Source organism: Streptomyces sp. Ag109_G2-15, assembly GCF_900215565.1.
GTDB lineage: Bacteria > Actinomycetota > Actinomycetes > Streptomycetales > Streptomycetaceae > Streptomyces > Streptomyces diastatochromogenes.
Map to the genome: position 1 here is coordinate 4,843,920 of NZ_OCNI01000001.1, position 19,554 is coordinate 4,863,473.

The 19,554-nt window shown below is 71.1% G+C and carries 18 protein-coding genes; 7 read left to right on the forward strand and 11 right to left on the reverse strand.

Annotated features, from left to right (window positions below; genetic code table 11):
* Nucleotides 1-5 precede the first annotated feature (5 nt).
* The 3 genes from CRP49_RS21665 to CRP49_RS21675 all read right to left on the reverse strand — a co-directional run bounded on the left by CRP49_RS21665 (nucleotide 6) and on the right by CRP49_RS21675 (nucleotide 3,258).
* Nucleotides 6-974 (reverse strand): hypothetical protein, encoded by a 969-nt coding sequence (locus CRP49_RS21665; protein WP_097254875.1) that lies wholly within the window; start codon nucleotides 972-974, stop codon nucleotides 6-8.
* A gap of 113 nt (nucleotides 975-1,087) precedes the next feature.
* A complete protein-coding gene (locus CRP49_RS21670) occupies nucleotides 1,088-2,101 on the reverse strand; it encodes a zinc-binding dehydrogenase (RefSeq protein WP_097254876.1) in 1,014 nt (337 codons plus the stop codon).
* Nucleotides 2,098-3,258, reverse strand: a complete 1,161-nt coding sequence (locus tag CRP49_RS21675) for a mandelate racemase/muconate lactonizing enzyme family protein (protein WP_097254877.1) — start codon at nucleotides 3,256-3,258, stop codon at nucleotides 2,098-2,100. Before CRP49_RS21675 ends, CRP49_RS21670 begins: the two co-directional genes overlap by 4 nt.
* A 297-nt stretch (nucleotides 3,259-3,555) precedes the next feature.
* Between CRP49_RS21675 and CRP49_RS21680 the strand changes: the two genes are divergently transcribed.
* Together CRP49_RS21680 and CRP49_RS21685 are read left to right on the forward strand one after the other, a co-directional pair.
* Entirely contained in the window at nucleotides 3,556-4,509 is a 954-nt protein-coding gene (locus CRP49_RS21680) for a hypothetical protein (RefSeq protein WP_257033461.1), read from the forward strand.
* A gap of 205 nt (nucleotides 4,510-4,714) precedes the next feature.
* Nucleotides 4,715-5,872, forward strand: a complete 1,158-nt coding sequence (locus tag CRP49_RS21685; RefSeq protein WP_097254879.1) for a serine hydrolase domain-containing protein — start codon at nucleotides 4,715-4,717, stop codon at nucleotides 5,870-5,872.
* Between the two features lie 186 nt (nucleotides 5,873-6,058).
* On the opposite strand, the gene CRP49_RS21690 is transcribed toward CRP49_RS21685, so the two are convergent.
* Nucleotides 6,059-6,478 (reverse strand): organic hydroperoxide resistance protein, encoded by a 420-nt coding sequence (locus CRP49_RS21690; RefSeq protein ID WP_097254880.1) that lies wholly within the window; start codon nucleotides 6,476-6,478, stop codon nucleotides 6,059-6,061.
* 108 nt (nucleotides 6,479-6,586) lie between these two features.
* The gene (locus CRP49_RS21695) at nucleotides 6,587-7,585 is read right to left on the reverse strand and encodes an NADP-dependent oxidoreductase (RefSeq protein ID WP_097254881.1); all 999 of its coding nucleotides are present in this window, start codon (nucleotides 7,583-7,585) and stop codon (nucleotides 6,587-6,589) included.
* A 90-nt stretch (nucleotides 7,586-7,675) separates the two neighbouring features.
* Here CRP49_RS21695 and CRP49_RS21700 point away from each other — a divergent pair, with 90 nt between their 5' ends.
* Nucleotides 7,676-8,113 (forward strand): MarR family winged helix-turn-helix transcriptional regulator, encoded by a 438-nt coding sequence (locus CRP49_RS21700; RefSeq protein WP_097254882.1) that lies wholly within the window; start codon nucleotides 7,676-7,678, stop codon nucleotides 8,111-8,113.
* Between the two features lie 39 nt (nucleotides 8,114-8,152).
* Nucleotides 8,153-8,944, forward strand: a complete 792-nt coding sequence (locus CRP49_RS21705) for an EI24 domain-containing protein (RefSeq protein ID WP_097254883.1) — start codon at nucleotides 8,153-8,155, stop codon at nucleotides 8,942-8,944.
* Here CRP49_RS21705 and CRP49_RS21710 read toward each other — a convergent pair.
* Both CRP49_RS21710 and CRP49_RS21715 read right to left on the reverse strand, forming a co-directional pair.
* Nucleotides 8,934-10,190, reverse strand: coding sequence for a pyroglutamyl peptidase (locus CRP49_RS21710; protein ID WP_097254884.1), 1,257 nt, complete (start codon nucleotides 10,188-10,190; stop codon nucleotides 8,934-8,936). The two genes, CRP49_RS21705 and CRP49_RS21710, sit on opposite strands and share 11 nt — an antisense overlap.
* A 169-nt stretch (nucleotides 10,191-10,359) precedes the next feature.
* Entirely contained in the window at nucleotides 10,360-10,941 is a 582-nt protein-coding gene (locus CRP49_RS21715) for a TetR/AcrR family transcriptional regulator (RefSeq protein ID WP_097254885.1), read from the reverse strand.
* A gap of 104 nt (nucleotides 10,942-11,045) precedes the next feature.
* Here CRP49_RS21715 and CRP49_RS21720 point away from each other — a divergent pair, with 104 nt between their 5' ends.
* Nucleotides 11,046-13,484, forward strand: a complete 2,439-nt coding sequence (locus CRP49_RS21720; protein ID WP_097254886.1) for a beta-glucosidase — start codon at nucleotides 11,046-11,048, stop codon at nucleotides 13,482-13,484.
* Nucleotides 13,485-13,722: 238 nt separating this feature from the next.
* Nucleotides 13,723-15,174 (forward strand): endonuclease/exonuclease/phosphatase family protein, encoded by a 1,452-nt coding sequence (locus CRP49_RS21725; protein ID WP_143670017.1) that lies wholly within the window; start codon nucleotides 13,723-13,725, stop codon nucleotides 15,172-15,174.
* A gap of 45 nt (nucleotides 15,175-15,219) precedes the next feature.
* On the opposite strand, the gene CRP49_RS21730 is transcribed toward CRP49_RS21725, so the two are convergent.
* A complete protein-coding gene (locus tag CRP49_RS21730; RefSeq protein ID WP_097254888.1) occupies nucleotides 15,220-16,194 on the reverse strand; it encodes an aldose epimerase family protein in 975 nt (324 codons plus the stop codon).
* A 15-nt stretch (nucleotides 16,195-16,209) separates the two neighbouring features.
* On the reverse strand, nucleotides 16,210-17,106 hold the full coding sequence (locus CRP49_RS21735; protein ID WP_097254889.1) for an SGNH/GDSL hydrolase family protein: 897 nt from the start codon (nucleotides 17,104-17,106) through the stop codon (nucleotides 16,210-16,212).
* A 256-nt stretch (nucleotides 17,107-17,362) separates the two neighbouring features.
* Here CRP49_RS21735 and CRP49_RS21740 point away from each other — a divergent pair, with 256 nt between their 5' ends.
* Nucleotides 17,363-17,857, forward strand: a complete 495-nt coding sequence (locus tag CRP49_RS21740) for a DUF3145 domain-containing protein (protein ID WP_094217995.1) — start codon at nucleotides 17,363-17,365, stop codon at nucleotides 17,855-17,857.
* Between the two features lie 57 nt (nucleotides 17,858-17,914).
* Here the strand turns inward: CRP49_RS21740 and fabF are convergent, their stop codons facing one another.
* The gene (gene fabF / locus CRP49_RS21745) at nucleotides 17,915-19,177 is read right to left on the reverse strand and encodes a beta-ketoacyl-ACP synthase II (RefSeq protein ID WP_097254890.1); all 1,263 of its coding nucleotides are present in this window, start codon (nucleotides 19,175-19,177) and stop codon (nucleotides 17,915-17,917) included.
* 87 nt (nucleotides 19,178-19,264) lie between these two features.
* Nucleotides 19,265-19,513, reverse strand: a complete 249-nt coding sequence (locus CRP49_RS21750; RefSeq protein WP_097254891.1) for an acyl carrier protein — start codon at nucleotides 19,511-19,513, stop codon at nucleotides 19,265-19,267.
* Nucleotides 19,514-19,554: the final 41 nt, after the last annotated feature.

Consider the following 19,554-nt stretch of genomic DNA (forward strand, 5'->3'; position numbering starts at 1 on the left):
AGGGGTCACGCGTTGATGGGGAAGCGGTTGAGCGGGCCGGGCAACCGGGAGCCGAGCGGCGCCATGTCGCCGTCCGCGCCGTGCCGGGCGAGCAGGTCCAGGGCGAGCCGGCCGCGCCGCACCCGCTCCCGGGCGGTGTCCAGGGTCACGTCCCGCAGATGGGTGCCCCACGGGTAGATGCCGGGAGCCTTGGACAGGCCGAACTTCAGGTAGAGCGGTGCGCCGCGCCGGATCAGCTCGGCGACCTCGTACATCCGCACATAGCCGCCGAGGTCGTCGGGAGCTTCGATGTACATGTCCATGGGGGCGCCGGACACCCGGCGGATCTCGGTGAGGTGATCCAGCGTCAGATCGCTGGGCACGTTGACGGAGTCGGCCCCCAGCCCCTCGTACACCGCATACGAGGCGGGGTTGACCGGTCCGATCAGCGCCGAGACCTTCAGGGTGGTGTCGGCCGGGATGATCCCCGCCTCGCGGGCCCGGTGCAGGGTCCACAGCACGCCCTCGTCGGCGACGAGGAGGCACTTGACGCCCAGCTCGGTGGCGCGGACGGCGTCCTCGACGCAGCCGGCGACGGCGTCGTGGCCACGGGCGCGCAGTCCGGCCCCCCGCGAGTCGGAGCGCACCGAGCCACCGATGTCCCAGGTGCCGCGCGGGCCGGTGAACAGGCAGAGTTCGATGTCACGTTCGTCGGTCGCGTCGACCATCTCGGTGATCTCGGCGTCGGTCAGCATCCACACGCCGCTGCCCTGGCTGATCCGGTGGATCGGCACGTCGAGGCGGGAGGCCTCCTTCAGTACGACCGCCAGCGCCTCGGGACCCTCGCACGAGGGGATCTCGGTGCGCCAGCGGCCACCGCCCGGGAAGCTGTGGGCGGAGGTGTCGGCGGGGTCGAGCGCGGGCGCGCCCAGGCCGAGTGCGGCGAGCACCTGCTCGCCGGGCCTGCGGGCTGCCGGGGCGGAAGCGTCGGTCACAAGCTGTCCTTCGTGTTCGGTATTTCGGACAAGGTTCGCGGCTCGGGGTAGAAAAAGGCCTTGGTGGTACGCCGGTCAGGGCGTCGTCAGGTAACGCCCTGACCGGCGTACGGTCAGGGGCGGAGCAGCACCTTGCCCACCTTCGGATCGCCGGCTCCCACCAGCTCGATGGCCTGCGGGAACTCGGTCAGCGGCAGCTCGTGCGTGACCAGCGGCAGCGGGTCCAGCAGCCCGGCGCCGAACACCCGCACGGTGTGCGCCCAGGCGTCCGGCGGTGCCCCGAAGACGGTGTGCACCTCCAGCTGCCGTACGACCAGATCGGTCGGGTCGAGCCCGTCGGCGCCCACTGCCGGGATGCCCGTCAGGACCAGGCGTCCGCCGCGCCTGAGCAGGGAGGCGGCGGTGCGCGCGGCGGACGCGGACCCGGCGGTCTCGATCACGACGTCGAAGTCGTCGGGCAGTGCTGGATTTTCAGCGTTCTTGATCCGGAAGTCGGTCGCCCCGAACTGCCGGGAGAGCGCCTCCCGGTCGTTCCGGGTGCCCACGACGAGCAGTTCCACCGGCGAGATCGCCTTCAGGAACTGCACGGCGAACATCCCGAGCGTTCCGGTACCGACCACCGCGACCCGCTCGCCCGGCTGGGCCTTCGCCTTCAGCGCGGCGGCCGCGATGCACGCGGCCGGCTCCAGCAGGGCGGCGGCGGTGAGGTCGGCGTCGTCCGGCAGCGGGTGCAGCAGCCGGGCGGGCAGGGTGAGGGTGGCGGCCATGGCACCCGGCTGGGTGAACCCGGTCTCCTCGTACCCGGCCGTGCACAGCGTGGTCTCGCCCGCGTGACAGCGGTCGCAGACCTGGCAGTTGCGGAAGCCCTCGCCGACGACCTTGCGGCCGACGAGCGTCGAAGGCACCCCGGCACCCACGGCCCGCACGGTCCCCGACCACTCGTGGCCGGGCGTGAGCGGGTAACGGACGTACCCCTCGGGCCGGTTGCCCTGGTACACCTCGCGGTCGCTGCCGCAGATGCCCACCGCGTGCACGGCGACCAGCGCCTCCCCGGGACCGGGGTCCCGGGGCGTGTGCTCCTCGACCCGGTGCACGCCCGGCGCCTCGATCAGGACCTGGGAACTCACTTCGTGCTGCCCTTCGGCTTGCGCTGCTCCCAGCCCTCGGCCCACAGGTCGAACCGGGCCTGCTGCTGCGGGAACTCGGCGGCCGCGTCGGCGTCGAACTCGACACCGAGACCGGGCGCCTCGGACAGGTGGAAGTACCCGTCGACGACCTGCGGCGCGCCCTTCACGACCTTCTTGATCTCCGCGTCCGCGAAGTCGTTGAAGTGCTCAAGGATCTTGAAGTTCGGGGAGGTGAAGCCGACCTGGAGCGAGGCGGCGGTCAGCACGGACCCGCCCACGTTGTGCGGGGCGACGAGCATGTAGTGGGTCTCGGCGGTGGCGGCCAGCTTCCGGGTCTCCCAGATACCGCCGATGTGGCCGACGTCCGGCTGGATGATGTCCACGGCCTGACTCTCGAACAGCTCGCGGAACTCGATCCGGTCGTGGATGCGCTCGCCGGTGGCGACCGGGATGTCCACCTTGGCGGCCACCTTCTCCAGCGCCTTCAGGTTCTCCGGCGGCACCGGCTCCTCCAGCCAGGCCGGCTTGAAGGGGGCCAGCTCCTTCGCCAGCCGTACGGCGGTGGCGGGGGAGAAGCGGCCGTGCATCTCCAGCATCAGCTCGGCGTCCGGACCGATCGCGTCGCGCACGGCCTCGATGAGCGAGACGGCGTACAGGGTCTGGTCATGGTCCAGCTCGAAGTGCCCGGTGCCGAACGGGTCGATCTTCAGCGCCTTGTACCCGCGCTCCATCACCCCCTGGGCGGCCTTGTGGTACGCCTCGGGCGTTCGCTCGGTCGTGTACCACCCGTTGGCGTACGCCTTGACCTTGTCGGTGACCTTGCCGCCCAGCAGCTGCCACACCGGCACGCCGAGGGCCTTGCCCTTGATGTCCCAGCACGCCATCTCCACGACCGCGATGCCGGACATGACGATCTCGCCGGCCCGGCCGTAGTCGCCGTACTTCATACGGCGGACGAGGTCCTCGACAGCGAACGGGTCCGATCCGAGAATGTGGTTGGCCTCGGCCTCCCGCAGATAGCCGATCAGCGCGTCGGTGTGACCGAGCATCCGGGTCTCGCCGACTCCCGTGATCCCTTCGTCGGTGTGCACCTGGACGTAGGTCAGGTTGCGCCACGGCGTGCCGACCACGTGCGTGCTGATTCCGGTGATGCGCACGGCAGTTGCCCCTCAGCTGTTCGAGATTTCGTCACACGTTCGAAATGCTGGCGTGACAGTAAGGACGGGGCGGCAGGGGTGTCAATGGGTCGAACGGGTAACGGTTTCGACAAGACTTTCGAGAACCTTTTCGGTCCCGCACCAAACCTTCACAGCGGCGCCTAGGAACGTGACCGGCTTGGAATCTAGTCTTCCGGCGTCATGGACTTCTGCCACCCGTGCCAACGGCACCTCAACGGCGCCCTGGCCTGCCCCGGGTGCGGCGCGCCGGCGCCCTCTGTCACCGCGCGCGCGGACATGCCCGTCGCGCACGGGCACGCGGGCGCCACGGCGGGTCCATACGGTCAGGAAACCTTCACGAATGCAGCGGCCCAGCCGTACGCCGGGCAGGCCGCCTACTACCCCCACGACGCCGTCCGCGTGCCCCCGCAGTACACCGCGGCCCAGGTTCCGGACGCCTATGCGGGCGCGGGCGAGTACGCGTACGACGGCCCGGGCGACTACGCCGGCCAGGACGGCCAGGACGAGGCTCACGGCGACGCTTATCAGGCTCATGACGAGCCTCATGGCGACGCTCATGAGGCTCATGGCGACGTTCATGACGACGGATACGGCGATGCCGATGACGCCCCCGACGAGCCCGTGGGCCGTGCCGCCCGGCGTCAGTCGCGCGGCCGCGGCCGCGGTGGAGCCACGGGCGGCGGCGAGGAGGACAGCGGCCCTGCAGCCGCCGACGCCAGCCGTCGCGATCGCAAGGCCGCCGCGCACCGGCGCCGCCGGCGTCGTACCGTCCTGATCGCCGCGGGCTTCGTGCTGGCGGCCGGCGGTCTCAGCGTCGCCGAACTCGGCACGGACGCCCCCTTCTCCCCGTTCTCCAGCGACGAGCCGGCCACGTCCGGGGACACGTCGGCGGACGGCGGCAGCTCCTCCGCGTCCCCGGACCGTACGGCGAACCCCCTCGACGACGCCTCGGGCACCGCGGGGAACGCGGGCGCCTCCGCCTCCCCGGGCGCCTCGGCCTCGGCCTCCGCCTCCAAGTCCCCGAAGGACAAGGCCTCCAAGTCCCCGTCCGCCTCGGACCAGGCGCAGCAGTCGGCGACGTCGGGCGCGGGCAGGCCGACCACGGCGCCGACCGCCCCCGCCACCTCCCAGCCGCCGTCCACCCCGACGGCCGACCCGACGACCTCGGACCCGACTCCGGAGCCGTCGCCGACGAAGACGTGCAACCGCTTCCTGTGGTGGTGCACGTAGGCAGGTCGCCTCCCCGCGATCCCTCTCCGTCACGTACTGCCCCGGGCCATGGGCCATCCGGGGTCATCGATGACACCAACCCGCCCCTGAGACGGTTGAGTCGGACAGGTACATCTCGCCGTACACGATCACGGGAACGCCCGACTGCGGACCGGGCGTTGTGCACAGGGGGAGCAGCGAGCAGCGGCTCAGTCGAGGAGAGCGGATGACGCACAGGACCACCGTGCACGGCACGGTCGCCGAGGGATTCGAAGCGGTGCGCGAGGAGTTCACCGCCTTCGTCGCCGAGGAGCGGGACGACTACGAGGGGCAGTTGTGCGCCTACGTCCACGGCCGGCGGGTCGTCGACCTGTGGGCGGGCGAGGGCGCCGAAGGGGACTCGCTGTACGGCGTGTTCTCGTCCACCAAGGGCGCCGCCCATCTCGTCGTGGCCCTGCTCGTGCAGGACGGCACGCTGGAACTGGACCGCAAAGTCACCTACTACTGGCCGGAGTTCGGCGCCGAGAGCAAGGGCGCGCTGACCCTGCGCGACCTGCTCGCGCACCGCGCCGGCCTGGTCGGCACCGACACCGGCTTCAGCGCGGCGGAGCTGGCCGACGACCGCGCGCTGGCCGAACGCCTCGCCGACCAGCGGCCGTTCTGGCGGCCGGGCACGGCCTTCGGCTACCACGCCCTGGTGATCGGCGCGCTGACCGGCGAGGTCGTCCGGCGGGCGACGGGCCGTACGATCCAGGAGCTGTACGAGGAGCGGGTGCGCGCCCCGTACGCCCTGGACTTCCACCTGGGCCTGCCCGTCTCCCGCGAGCCCCGCTACCGCGCGGTCCAGCCGATGCTGCCGACCCCCGAGCAGCAGGCGGTGCTCGACGCACTCCCGTCCGGCCCGCACACCCTCGCCGCCATCGCCTTCAACCGGCACACGCCCGACCCGACCGACCTGGCCGCCCTGCCGAACGAGCGCGGCGTCCGCGCCAAGGGCCCGGCCTCGGTGGGCGGTGTCTCCTCGGCGCGCGGTCTGGCCGGGATGTACGCGGCGATGATCAGCGAGGTCGACGGCAAGGCACCGCTGCTGAAGGAGGACACGGTCGCGGAGTTCGGCCAGCTCCACTCCGTCGGGTACGACCTGGTGGCCCGCACCCACAAGTCGTACGGCCTCGGCTTCCAGGCCACGGCCGACACCTGGCACCCGTTCCTCGGCGCCGGCACGATCGGCCACAGCGGCGCCTCCGGCTCCCAGGCCTTCGCGGACCCGCGCAGCGGCTTGGCGTACGGCTACACGCGACGCAGGTTCGCTTTTCCGGGCGGGGCGGCACCGGAGAACGAAAGATTGGTGCTGGTGACACACCAGGCGGCGCTTGCAAACTAAGGGCGCGGGCAACTCCCTAAGGGGCGCGGGGCTGTGTCGATATGCGGCTCCGCCGCGTGGGCGCGACCAGCCCACCACAACCCGCACCCCGAATCGAACCGCACCCGGCAGACGCGACCGCCCCGCAAAACGACAGCCGCACCCCACGTCCAAGGATGCGGCTGCCGTTATACGCAACGACGGTGATCAGACCAGCGTCACGGTGATGTTGCCGCGCGTCGCCTTCGAGTAGGGGCACACCTGGTGAGCCTTCTCGATCAGCTCCCGCGCAGCGGCCTCCCCGACGTTCGGGATGTTCGCGGAGATCTCCACGATGATCCCGAACCCCTCCTCGTTCCGCCCGATCCCCACCTTCGCGGTGACGGTCGAGCCGGAGACGTCGGCGCCCTCCTGACGGGCGACCACGCCGAGCGCGCCCTGGAAGCACGCGCTGTATCCGGCGGCGAACAGCTGCTCGGGGTTGGTGCCGGCGCCGTTGCCGCCCATCTCCTTGGGAGGGTTCACGACGACGTCGAGCCTGCCGTCGTCGGTGGCGACACGGCCGTCGCGGCCGTTCTCGGCGGTGGCGACAGCCGTGTACAGGACGTCGGACTGCTGAATGGGCATGCGGTTGTCTTCCTCCTCGGTCCGCCGCGACTCGCGCCCACGATCGACGACGGATTTCGGAAAGAAGTTACCGCATGCCGGAAAGCTCAGGCCAGGGGTCAGGGCTCGTCAGAGCTTGACGATCATCTTCCCGGTGTTGTCGCCGCGCAGGACCCCGAGGAACGCCTCCAGGTTGTTCTCGATGCCCTCGACGACCGTCTCGCGGTACTTCAGCTGACCGGAGGCCACCCACGGGCCGACCTCGGCCACGAACTGCGGCTGCAGGTCGTAGTGGTCGCCGACCAGGAAGCCCTCGATACGGCCGCGGGTCTGGATCAGCCGGGTGAGGTTCCGCGGGCCGGGGGCGGGTTCGGTGTTGTTGTAGACGGAGATCATGCCGCAGACCGCGATCCGGCCGCCCTCGCGCAGCGACCCGATCGCCGCCTCCAGGTGGTCCCCGCCGACGTTGTCGAAGTACACGTCGATGCCGTCGGGAGCGGCCTCGCGCAGCTGCTCGGCCACCGGGCCGTTCTTGTAGTTGAAGGCGGCGTCGAAGCCGTACTCCTCCACCAGTAGCTTGACCTTCTCGTCGGAGCCGGCCGAGCCGATGACCCGCGAGGCGCCCTTGAGCTTGGCGATCTGCCCGACCTGGCTGCCCACGGCACCCGCCGCGCCGGACACGAACACGACGTCGCCCTCCTTGAAGGAGGCGGTGCGCAGCAGGCCGGCGTAGGCGGTCAGGCCGGTCATGCCGAGCGCGCCGAGGTACGTCGACAGCGGCGCGGCCGCGGGGTCGACCTTGACGGCGTGCTGCGCGTCGAAGGCCGCGTACTCGCGCCAGCCGAAGAAGTGCAGGAGGTGGTCGCCGACCGCGATGCCCTCGGCGTTGGAGGCGACGACCTCGCCGACCGCGCCGCCCTGCATGACCTTGCCCAGCTCGAACGGGGCGGCGTACGACTTCGCGGCACTCATCCGGCCGCGCATGTACGGGTCCACGGAGAGGTACTTGTTCCGTACGAGAACCTGGCCCTCACCCGGCGTCGGGACCTCTGTCTCGACCAGGGCGAAGTCCTCGGGCTTCGGCCAGCCGACCGGGCGGCTGAGGAGGTGCCATTCGCGGTTGATCATGACAGTGCCTTTCGAGATTTACTTCAGTACCTGAAACAACCATGCGCCTGAATATTTCAGGATGTCAAGTAACGCGGTACTCTGGAGTCCATGTCCACCCCACAGAAGACCCGCCGCCCCGACGCCCTGACCATGGAGGTCGTCGAGCTGATCGGGGACGTAGTGGCCCGGTTCTACGCGGACTACGAGCTGGCGGCCGGCGAGCACGCGCTGACCGGTCCGCAGGCGCGCCTGCTCAGCCTGCTGTCGCTGGAGCCGCTGCCGATGCGCAAGCTGGCCCAGAAGCTGAAGTGCGAGCCGTCGAACGTGACCGGGATCGTGGACCGCCTGGAGGCGCGCGGCCTGGTGGCGCGCCGCCCCGACCCCGCCGACCGCCGGGTGAAGCTGGCCGCCGCCACCGACGAGGGACTCCAGGTCGCCCGCGACCTGCGCGAGGGCCTCCGCTTCGCCCGCGAACCCCTGGCCGGCCTCACCGACGAGGAACGAGGCTCCCTGAGGGACCTGCTGCGCCGGATGCTCGACGCCTGAGGTTCTTCCCGTTCGTACCCGCTCGGTAAAGTCTTCGCCATGCGCGATCTCGGGGTGGGTTTCGGTTATCTCCTCAAGGGCCAGCGGTGGGTGGGCCGGCACGGCAAGCAGTACGGCTTCGGCCTGCTGCCCGGCCTGATCACGCTGGTCCTGTACGCGGCGGCGCTGGTCGCGCTGGGGGTATGGGGCGAGGACGGCGTCGCCTGGGCGACCCCGTTCGCGGACGACTGGTCGAGCCCCTGGCAGGGGCTGTTCCGCGGCTTCCTCACGGTCGTCCTCTTCGCCCTCGGCCTGCTGCTGGCCGTCCTCACCTTCACGGCCGTCACCCTGCTGATCGGCCAGCCCTTCTACGAGAACCTGTCGGAGAAGGTCGACGAGGACGTCTCGCCCGACGGCACCGCACCCCGGTCCGGCCTCCCGCTCTGGCGCGAGCTGTGGATCTCCGCCCGGGACAGCCTGCGGATCCTGGTCCGGGCCCTGCTGTGGGGCGTCCTGCTCTTCGCCCTCGGCTTCCTGCCCGTCGTCGGCCAGACGGCCGTCCCGGTGATCGGCTTCTTCGTCACCGGGTTCTTCCTCACCGAGGAACTGACCGCCGTGGCCCTCCAGCGCCGCGGGGTCGAACTCCGCTCCCGCCTCACCCTGCTCCGCTCCCGCAAGACCCTGGTCTGGGGCTTCGGCACCCCCCTCGGCCTGGCCTTCCTGGTCCCGTTCGTCGCGGTGTTCCTGATGCCGGGCGCGGTGGCGGGCGCCACGCTCCTCGCCCGTGACCTGCTGGGCGAGGAGAGCGCCGAGGAGGAGAACGCCGAGGACGGCGAGCGGGTCACCTCCTGAGCGTGGCCTCGGCCGCCACCGTCACGATCGACCGCACCTGCGCGATGATGTCCAGCCGGTTGCGGACGAACTCCGGGTCGGTCACCGTGCCCGTCGCCGGGTCGGTGTTGCCCGTGCCGAACTGCAGCACGGGCGTGTGCACATGGCCGCCCGGCAGCATGTCGTGCAGACCCAGGCGGTCCCGGAGCAGGGTCGCGCGGTAGGCGATCTCGTTGGAGAGGTAGTTGCCGCCGCCGCCCGCACGGGCCGTCGAGCCGGAGGTCGGGCCGTCCGGCCGTACGACGGGATCGGTGCCGCCCGCCGGGATCTCGGTCACCTCCGTGTGGTCGTACACCGGGAACCGGCCCGTGTCCGCCGCCGCGATGGCGGTGTACGGCAGGGTCGTCGTCGTCCACTGGGGCTGGGTGGCCGGATCGGTGACGGGGACGGTCTCGGTGCGGGAGGCGTTGTCGTTGTCCGGGAATCCGCCGCGCCAGGCCCCGTTGCTGCGCTCGATGTCGAACCGCCCGACCCGGCCCTGGCTCACGGTCGTGAACAGGTCGACCTTCGGCAGCCAGGGCCGTAGCGTCCGCTCCACCGTGCCGTCCGCGAAGTCCGCCCAGCGCACGGGGAACAGGGCCGTCTCCACCCGGGCCGGACCCCCGGCCGTCTCGATCACCGTGCCGTCCAGCGCCAGCGCGCTCGCCCCGGACGGGTTGGAGATGCGGATGTCCCGGTCGAGCGTGAAGGGGTCGAAGCCGGTGAGGAGGACACGCCTGACGTGCGGCTGCCCGGGATAGCGGATGTCGGTCTGACCGCGCGAGGTGCGTTCCAACTGGTCCAGTAGGGTGGAGCGTTGGGCGTCACTGACCTGGAACTCAGGCTCCCAGGTGCGCACTTCCCGGGTCATCCCCAGACGCGCCCAGTACAGCGGCCGGTCGTCGTCCCGGCTGAGGTCGCCGCCCGCCGGGCCCCGTCCCTGAGCCCGCTCCACGGCCCGCCGCCACAACGCCGACCCCTCGCGTACGACGAGCCGGCGGGCCTGCGCGTAGGAGCGGGTGCGCTCCAGGGCGGCGGCGAACTCCGGTGCCACGTCGTCGAATCCGGAGCGGCGGAGGATCTCCTGCGGTACGGCCTTGTCGAGCCGTTGTTCCTCGACGGTGGGGGAGGGGGCCGCTTGGGCGGCGCATGCCGTGGTCGTGGGAGCCGACAGGCCGGCCAGCAGGGCGATGCCGAGCACGGCGGTCCGTATGCGGAGCGAGGTCACGGGAGTTGAGGTCCTTCCGTCGCTGTGGGGCGCGTGGTGCGGGGGACGGCGGAAGTATCGCGTGCGGGGAGTGGTCTACGCCATGGTGCGGGGGAGCCGCGCGGCCTTCGCCTTCGCCCTGGTGTGCCTGGCCGTCAAGTTCCTCGCCTGCGCCTGGAACCGGTGACCCTCACTCCACCGGCTCGCCCAGCAGCCGCAGGAAGTCCCGGAACGCGCCCGGCATGTCGACCGACTCCGGGTCCAGGAGCCACTGGTACTGCAGGCCGTCCATGACCGCGACGAGCAGGGGGGCGGTGCGCTCCGGGGTGAGGCCGTTGGGCAACCGGTCGCCGTACTCGGCGCGCAGCACCTCCGTCATGGTCTCGCGGACCTGGGCGTAACGCTGCGTGAAGTAGGAGCGCGCCGGGTGCCCCTCCGTCACGCTCTCGCCGAGCAGCGCCGAGAACGTCTGGATGATGGCCGGGCGCATCGCGTTGTACTCGACCAGCGAGGCCAGCAGGTCGACCCGCCACCGGGTGTCCGGCACCGCGTCCCACCGGTCCCGCTCCTGGAGCACGGCCACCAGCAGGGCGTCCTTCGTCGGGAAGTAGTGCAGCAGCCCCTGCTGGGTCAGTCCGACCCGCTCGGCCACCGCGGCCAGGCTCGCGCCCCGGTAACCGCGCTCGGCGATCACCTCCAGGGCCGCCCCCACGATGTCCGCGCGCCGCTCCTCGCTCCTGACCCTCGCGTTCATGACGTCACCGTACGACATCCCCACAGCCCAAATGTAACGGCAAGATAACAAAACCTACCGCTCTACAGGTAACGCGTGCAGGATGAGAGGGATCCCAGGCACTTCAGCGAGGAGGTACCGCCGTGGCGGAGACAGACAAGGCGCGCGCAGACGAGGCCCGCGAAGCGGTCGTGGAGGCCGCACTGGGCCGGCTCGAACTCGATGCCAAGGCGCGGCTGCTGGCCGGCCAGGACATGTGGACCCTGCCCGCCCTGCCGGAGATCGGCCTGAAGTCCCTCGTCATGTCCGACGGCCCGATCGGCGTGCGGGGCGTGCGCTGGACCGCCGACGACCCCTCCGTCGCCCTGCCCTCGCCGACCGCGCTCGCCGCCACCTGGGACCCCGCGCTCGCCCGCCGCGCAGGCGTGCTGCTCGCCCAGGAGGCCCGCCGCAAGGGCGTCCACGTCCTGCTCGCCCCCACCGTCAACCTGCACCGCTCACCGCTCGGCGGCCGCCACTTCGAGGCCTACAGCGAGGACCCGTACCTGACCGGCGAGATCGGCTCCGGCTATGTGACCGGCGTCCAGTCCGGCGGCGTCGGCACCACCGTCAAGCACTTCGTCGCCAACGACGCCGAGACCGACCGCTTCACCGTGAACAACCTGGTCTCCGAACGCGCCCTGCGCGAGCTGTACCTGGCCCCCTTCGAGGCGATCGTCGCGAACGCCCACCCCTGGGGGATCATGACCGCCTACAACCAGGTCAACGGCACGACGATGACCGAGCACCACCACCTGGTCAACGAAGTCCTGCGCGGCGAGTGGGGCTTCGACGGCTTCAACGTCTCCGACTGGATGGCCGCCCGCGACACCGTCGGTGACATCGAGGGCGGCCTGGACGTCGCCATGCCCGGCCCCCGGACCGTCTACGGCGCCGCCCTCGCCCAGGCCGTCCGGGACGGCCGGGTCGCCGAGGCCACCGTCGACGCCGCCGTACGGCGCGTGCTGCGGCTCGCCGCCCGGGTCGGGATCCTGGACGGCGCCGAACCCGTCGTCGCCGAGCCGCCCGCGCCCGTCGACGGCGAGGCCCTGGCCCGCGAGATCGCCCGCCGCTCCTTCGTCCTCGTGCGCAACGAGAACAGCGCACTCCCGTTGAAGGCCGGCACGGTCGCCCTGATCGGCGCCGCCGCCCGCGACGCCCGTGTCCTCGGCGGCGGCTCCGCCACCGTCTTCCCGGCCCGGATCGTCTCCCCGCTCGACGGCCTCACCGCCGCCCTCCCCGAGGGCACCCTCAGCTACGCCGTCGGCGCCGACCCGGCCACCGAACTCGCCGTCGCCGACCAGGGATTCAGCCTCAGGGCCGTCTGCCGGGACGCCGACGGCACCGTCATCGGCACCCGCTCCGCCCCCAACGGGCTGATCCAGTGGATGGGCTCCGACCTGCCCGAAGGCGTCACGCACGACACCCTCCACACCGTCGAGCTGACCGGCACCTTCACCCCGCGCGAGTCCGGCCCGCACACTTTCGGTGTCAAGGGCATGGGCGCCTTCGCGCTCACCGTCGACGGGACGACGTACTACGACGACGTCCAGCGCCCGGACAAGGACGACCCCTTCGAGGCCTTCTTCGGCGCCCCCGTACCCCGCGCCCAGGCCGAACTCACCGCCGGCCAGCCGGTCGAGGTCTCCCTCACCCAGGTCGTCCAGCTCCCCGACGACATCCCGATGAAGGTCGTCACCTTCGCCCTCGCCCACTCCGCGCCCCAGCGCGACCCCGACGAGCTGATCGCCGAGGCCGTCGAGGCCGCCCGCGGCGCGGACACGGCCCTCGTCATGGTCGCCACCACCGACCGCGTCGAGTCCGAGGGCTTCGACCGCACCGACCTGCGGCTCCCCGGACGCCAGGACGAACTGGTCCGCGCCGTCGCCGCCGCCAACCCGAACACCGTCGTCATCGTCAACTCCGGCTCCCCGGTCGAACTGCCCTGGCGCGACGAGGTCGCCGCCGTGCTGCTGACCTGGTTCCCCGGCCAGGAGGGCGGCGCCGCCCTCGCCGACGTCCTGACCGGCGCCCACGAGCCCGGCGGCCGGCTCCCCACCACCTGGGGCTCCCTCACCGACGCCCCCGTCACCCAGGTCGTCCCCGCCGACGGCGAACTTCCCTACACCGAGGACCTCTTCATCGGCTACCGCGCCTGGGAGCAGGCCGGCCGCACCCCGTCGTACCCCTTCGGGCACGGCCTCGGGTACACCGACTGGACCTACGAGGCCCTGGAGACGGACGGCACCACCGCCCGCGTCCGCCTGCGCAACACCGGCGAGCGGCCCGGCCGCGAGGTCGTCCAGGTCTACGTCTCCCCGGCCGAGCCCGACACCGAGCGCCCGGCACGCCGGCTGGCCGGATTCGCGGGCGCCGAGGCCGGACCCGGCGAGAGCGTCGAGGTGACCGTCGAACTGCCCCGCCGCACCTTCGAGGTCTGGGACGACACGGCGAAGGCGTGGGCGTTTGTGAAGGGTTCGTACGAGATCACCGCCGCCCGCTCGATCTCGGACCACAGACTGACCGCGACGATTAACGTCTGATCCGGGACAGTCCCCACACACCGGGGACAAAGCCCCCACGAACCGCCCCGGTCCGGGACCTGACCCCTGGACCGGGGCAATCGTGCAGGTAGGGTCGGGTGGGGGGCGATCATCCGGGCCGTGGCCCCAGGGCCCCCGAAGGTGCGGTGACCAAGGCACCCGTGCGGAGCCGGCCACCGCACATCAGGGGGAGTACATGCGTCGTCTGACAGGCGCATTCGCATCCGTCGTCACGCTCTTGACCGCACTCGTTCTGGCCGCGGCCGGGACCGCCGCCGCCACCGACGTGTCGGCGGACCAGGAGTGGGTCGAGAAGTCGGCCGGCCAGAAGTACGCGCTGCGCGCACCCAACAACAAGTACGTCCGGGTCGAGATGAACGACACCGGGAAGTACGAGTGGCGGCTGAAGGCCGTGAGCTCCGAGGTCAAGTCCTGGGAGCGGTTCACGGTCCACACCAACCACCCGAATCAGAACATCACCAGCCTGCGCTCCGAGAGCACAGGCTTCTTCGCCACGCCCGAATTCGTCGACACCGGTGACCGCCAGGGCATGCTGCGGGCCCGGGGATGGAACCTCGGCTCGTGGCAGCAGTTCGAGACGGACTTCTCCGACGCACCGGGCGAGAAGGCCGGGTCCCACTGGGTGACCTTCAAGACCGTGGCGGACGGATACGCCCAGCGGTACGTCGACATCGACACCGACGGCACGCTGCGGGCGACGTCCGACACCCCCGTCAAGTTCCTGCTGCAGCCCGTGGACAGCTCGCGCAATCCCGGACAGGGAACTCCTCCGCAGGCCTTCGGGCCGGTCGCCGAGACCCAGCTCAACGTGATGACCTGGAACGTCTGCGGCAACAACAACGACGGTTGCGACTGGACGGACGAACGCGCCGGGGCCGCGGAACTCACCGATGCCATCAAGGCACGGCTCAAGGTGAACGGGCAGTATCCCGACGCCGTCTTCTTCCAGGAGTTCTGCGAGAAGCACGCCAAGCCCGTCGAGCGGATGCTGGAGACCGAGACCGGCCGCCAGTGGGACGTCAGGTTCGCGCCCATCCACAACCGGGTGGACGGCGTCGACGTCCAGAAGCAGTGCGCCATGGGCCCGGCCCCGGACCGACTCGACCGGGGCGCCTACGGCGTGGCGATCGCCGTGCCGGAGGAGAACACCTTCTACCAGCGGTACGACTTCTCCTCCCCGTCCGACAAGGAGCAGCGCAGCGGGCTGTGCGCGTCGATCCCCTCGAAGGCCGCGGTCCTGTGCACCGGACACCTCAGCGCGGGCCCGCCCTACGACGACCTCACCAAGGACGGCTACTGGCGCATCACGCAGGGCCGTGAGCTGCAGGAGCTGGCGGCCCAGTGGGAGAAATGGGGCTACCGCCCGGTGTTCGGCGGCGACATGAACGTCGTACCGCCCGCTCTCGAAGCGGACGTCGCCCATGGCGGACCCAGCTCCGCGCTCGTCCCCGTCTACGACCACTACCTGGAGTGCTCCCAGGGGGACGACCCCTCGAACCCGCGCAAGGGCGACTTCACCGCCAACGGTTCGGGCGGCAAGCCCACGAGGAAGCTGGACTACATCTTCGCGCCGCGGACGGCCAAGTTCGTCAACTGCAAGGTCTCGGCGACGGACGGCAAGTCCGACCACTGGTCCCTGCACGGCCTGGTGACCCTGCCGGCGAAGTGAGCCGGCCCGCCGTCCCCGGCGATCACACCGGGGACGGCGCCGGTCCTAGCCCCGCACGCCGAAGCCGTACACCGTCTCCGAGCGGAAGACCCCGCCCGGGCGCAGCTCGGTGCTCGGGAAGTCCGGGTGGTTGGGGGAGTCCGGGAAGTGCTGGGTCTCCAGGGCGATGCCGTCGCCGGGGGAGAAGGGGTCCGTGAGGTGGTCGGCGGTGTAGAGCTGGAGGCCCGGCTCGGTCGTGGCCACGGTGACCACCCGCCCCGATGCCGGGTCGTACAGCTCGGCGACCTCCTCGGCCGACTCGGTCACGCCCTTGTCCAGCACGAAGTTGTGGTCGTAGCCGGAGCCCACCTTGCGGGCCGTACGGAAGTCGAAGCGGGAGCCGGACACGTCCGCAAGCGCTCCGGTCGGGATCAGGTCGGCGTCCACCGGGGTGTAGCGGGAGGCGGCCAGCCGCAGCTCGTGGCCGCCCGCGTGACCGGAGCCGCTCAGGTTCCAGTACGTGTGGTTGGTGAGGTTGACGACGGTCGGCGCGTCCGTGACGGCCTCGTAGGCGATCCGCAGCGCACCCGAGGCGTCCAGCGTGTACGTGGCCGTCACCTCCAGCCGGCCCGGGAACCCCTCCTCGCCGTCCGGGCTGACCCGGCTCAGCCGCAGCCCGTGCTCGACCGGCTCCACGTCCCACACCCGCTTGTCGAAGCCCCGCTCGCCGCCGTGCAGCGTGTTGGGCCCGCTGTTCGGCTCCAGCGCGTACGTGCGGCCGTCCAGCGGGAAGCGGCCGCCCGCGATGCGGTTGGCGTACCGGCCGACCAGAGCGCCCAGATACGGCTCCGGGTGCTCCCGATAGCCGTCGAGCCCGGGGAACCCGAGCACCACGTCCGCGGTGCGCCCGTCCCGGTCCGGGACCTCGACCGACTGCACGATCCCGCCGTACGACAGCACCCGCACCCGGACCCCGGCCCGCTCCAGCGTCAAGCGGTGCACCGGGGTGCCGTCGGAAAGTGTGCCGAAAAGTTCGCTCATGTGGGAAACCCTAGGTCACGGGCGTTCCGCGGTCACCGTGCGGTAGGCGATCTCGGCGAGCCGGGCCTGGCCGTTCCGGCTCGGGTGGAACCAGTCCCAGTGGCTCAGCTGCTCCGTGTCGAAACGGAAGTCGAAGACCGCGTTCCGGTCGAAGCGGCAGCGGCGGTCCTTGGCGCACACCTCCTTCAGCACCGTGTTGTAGGCCTCCACCCGCTTCTGCACCTTGTCCCGGCGCAGCGTGGCCTTGCCGGTCAGGTCGTCCGCCTCACCCAGCATCGACGGGCAGATGCCCAGCTTCCACACCTGCTTGCCCAGCGGGTTCGTCCGGCCCTCGGACCACAGTCGCTTCAGGTTCGGCACGCTCGCCACGTACACCTGCGTCTTCGGCAGCGCCGTGCGCAGGGTGGCCAGCGACTCCTCGAAGTCCGCGCGGAAGGAGGCCACCGAGGTCATCGCCCGGGCAGAGGAGCGGCACGCGTCGTTCGCGCCGATCATCACCGTCACCAACTCGGGGGCGCGGGCGGCCGCCTGGGTCATCTGCTCCGGCAGATCGGCCATCCGGGCACCGGTCACCGCGTAGTTCCAGCTGCGCTCCGCCGCCCCCGTCACGCCCAGCAGCCGCACCGCCAGGCTGTCGACCTTGGCGTCGCTGCCCGTCGCCCACGACACCTCGGGGCAGTCGGAGAGCACCGTGCACGCGTCGAACCCGCGCGTGATGGAGTCCCCGACCGCGGCGATCGAGTCCGGGCTGCGGTTCCACACCGGCGCGGGCCGGGCCGAGGGGCGGGACGCGCTCGCCCCGGAATCCTTCGTCCCGCCGCCGCCACCGAAGGCGTCACACCCCGCCATGCTCAGCACGGCCGCCGCCACGACGGCAAGGGCAGCCCGCGCACGGTGGCTTCGCTTCCGCATCCCTGCTGATCTCCTCGCTCGATGTGGAGTGGTCGCTCTTATGACAACGCGCGAGGGTTCCCGGCCCGGGGACCTTGGAACGGCTCACCCCCGTACAAGCGTCCCCCTGGGTGAATGGTGGGAGTTTCCTGGCACTGGGACCGACGGTACGTCACACTCCTTGCGCCGCCGCACGGTAGCCTCGCCATCAACGCGGCCGTCGCGCCACTGCCGCCCAGCCAGTCAGCAAGATGTCCCGCTCTGCCCGGAGGTTCCGGTGACGACACGTGGAGTTCTGTACGTGCACTCCGCGCCGCGCGCGCTGTGCCCGCACGTCGAGTGGGCCGTCGCCGGGGTGCTCGGCACGCGCGTCAGCCTCGACTGGATCCGGCAGCCCGCGGCCCCCGGCACCTGGCGCTCGGAGTTCTCCTGGCAGGGCGAGGTGGGCACGGCCTCCAAGCTCGCCTCCGCCCTGCGCGGCTGGCACCTGCTGCGCTTCGAGGTCACCGCGGAGCCCTGCCCCACCGCCGAGGGCGAGCGCTACAGCTGCACCCCCGACCTCGGCATCTTCCACGCCGTCACCGGCATCCACGGCGACATCCTCATCCCCGAGGACCGCCTCCGCGCGGCCCTGCTCCGCAGCCAGCGCGGAGAGACCGACCTGGAGGCCGAACTCTCCAAGCTCCTGGGCAAGCCCTGGGACGACGAACTGGAGCCGTTCCGCTACGCGGGAGAGGGAGCACCGGTGCGCTGGCTGCACCAGGTGGTGTGAGTACCGGGACATGAGGAAGGGCCCCCGCCTGCCGGCGGGGGCCCTTCCTCATGTCTCTCAGATGGTCCGGAACGCCAGGACCACGTTGTGCCCGCCGAAGCCGAACGAGTCGTTCAGCACGGCGATACGGCCCTCGGGCAGCTGACGCGCCTCACCGATGACGACGTCCGCGTTGACCTCGGGGTCCAGCTCGCGCACGTTGATCGTCGGCGGAGCCGTACGGTTCACCAGCGCCAGGATCGACGCGACCGTCTCGATACCACCGGCACCACCCAGCAGGTGACCCGTCATCGACTTGGTCGCGGAGATCGCCATGTGGTCGACGTCGTCGCCGAACACCTTCCGCAGCGCCTTGATCTCGGCCACGTCACCCTGCGGCGTCGAGGTGGCGTGCGCGTTCACGTGCACGATCTCGGCCGGCTTCAGATCCGTGCTGTCCAGCAGGTTCTGCAGCGCGTGCGCGATCCCGTTGCCGGACGGCTCGGGCTGCGTGATGTGGTGGGCGTCGGCGGAGATGCCCTGGCCGATCGCCTCCGCGTAGATCCGCGCGCCGCGGGCCTTCGCGTGCTCCTCGGACTCCAGGACGATCACACCGGCGCCCTCGCCGAGCACGAAGCCGTCACGACCGGAGTCGTAGGGACGCGAGGCGCCCTCGGGGTCGTCGTTGTTCTTGGACATCGCCATCATGTTGCCGAACGCGGCGATGGGAAGCGGGTGGATGGCGGCCTCGGTACCACCGGCCACGACCACGTCCGCACGCCCGGTGCGGATCATCTCGATCGCGTACCCGATGGCCTCCGCGCCCGAGGCGCAGGCCGAGACCGGGGTGTGCACACCGGCGCGGGCACCGATCTCGATACCGACGTTGGCCGCCGGGGAGTTGGGCATCAGCATCGGCACGGTGTGCGGGGAGACACGGCGTACGCCCTTCTCCTTGAGCACGTCGTACTGGTCCAGGAGCGTCGTCACACCGCCGATTCCGGAGGCGATGACCGCACCCAGCCGGTCGGGGTTCACGGACGCGTCCTCACCGGCCTTGGCGGTGAAACCGGCGTCCTTCCAGGCCTCCTGAGCGGCGATCAGCGCGAACTGCGCGGACCGGTCCAGCTTGCGGGCCTGCGGGCGGGGGATGATCTCGCCCGGCTCGACGGCGATCTGCGCGGCGATACGGACCGGCAGTTCGGCCGCCCAGTCCTGCTCGAGGGCGCTGACGCCGGACTTGCCGGCGATCAGGGCCTCCCAGAACGAAGCTGCGTCGCCACCCAGCGGTGTGGTTGCGCCGATACCGGTGACGACCACGGTGCGATTGGTCGGGCTCACGGGAATTCTTTCTCCAACGGATGCGGGATTCATACGGCGCCACCGCCGGGTGGCGGGGCCTTGCAGCCCTCGGGCCTAAGGGGTGGCTCAGGCCTGGTGGGTGAGGATGTAGCTGGTGGCGTCGCCGACGGTCTTGAGGTTCTTGACGTCCTCGTCGGGGATCTTGACGTCGAAGCGCTCCTCGGCGGCGACGACGACCTCGACCATGGACAGCGAGTCGACGTCCAGGTCGTCGGTGAAGGACTTGTCCAGCTGGACGTCCTCAACCGGGATGCCGGCGATCTCGTTCACGATCTCGGCGAGACCTTCGACGATCTCTTCCTGAGTGGCGGCCATGTTGGCGCTCCTTCTTCGATAATCAGACGGTTTGTGGCAGA

What these genes read in the sequence shown, in the direction of transcription:
- CRP49_RS21680 (WP_257033461.1), top strand. Translation starts at nt 3,556, where the DNA reads ATGCCCGTCGCGCACGGGCACGCGGGCGCCACGGCGGGTCCATACGGT.
- CRP49_RS21685 (WP_097254879.1), top strand. Translation starts at nt 4,715, where the DNA reads ATGACGCACAGGACCACCGTGCACGGCACGGTCGCCGAGGGATTCGAA.
- CRP49_RS21690 (WP_097254880.1), bottom strand. Translation starts at nt 6,478, where the DNA reads ATGCCCATTCAGCAGTCCGACGTCCTGTACACGGCTGTCGCCACCGCC.
- CRP49_RS21695 (WP_097254881.1), bottom strand. Translation starts at nt 7,585, where the DNA reads ATGATCAACCGCGAATGGCACCTCCTCAGCCGCCCGGTCGGCTGGCCG.
- CRP49_RS21700 (WP_097254882.1), top strand. Translation starts at nt 7,676, where the DNA reads ATGTCCACCCCACAGAAGACCCGCCGCCCCGACGCCCTGACCATGGAG.
- CRP49_RS21705 (WP_097254883.1), top strand. Translation starts at nt 8,153, where the DNA reads ATGCGCGATCTCGGGGTGGGTTTCGGTTATCTCCTCAAGGGCCAGCGG.
- CRP49_RS21715 (WP_097254885.1), bottom strand. Translation starts at nt 10,941, where the DNA reads ATGTCGTACGGTGACGTCATGAACGCGAGGGTCAGGAGCGAGGAGCGG.
- CRP49_RS21730 (WP_097254888.1), bottom strand. Translation starts at nt 16,194, where the DNA reads ATGAGCGAACTTTTCGGCACACTTTCCGACGGCACCCCGGTGCACCGC.
- CRP49_RS21735 (WP_097254889.1), bottom strand. Translation starts at nt 17,106, where the DNA reads ATGCGGAAGCGAAGCCACCGTGCGCGGGCTGCCCTTGCCGTCGTGGCG.
- CRP49_RS21750 (WP_097254891.1), bottom strand. Translation starts at nt 19,513, where the DNA reads ATGGCCGCCACTCAGGAAGAGATCGTCGAAGGTCTCGCCGAGATCGTG.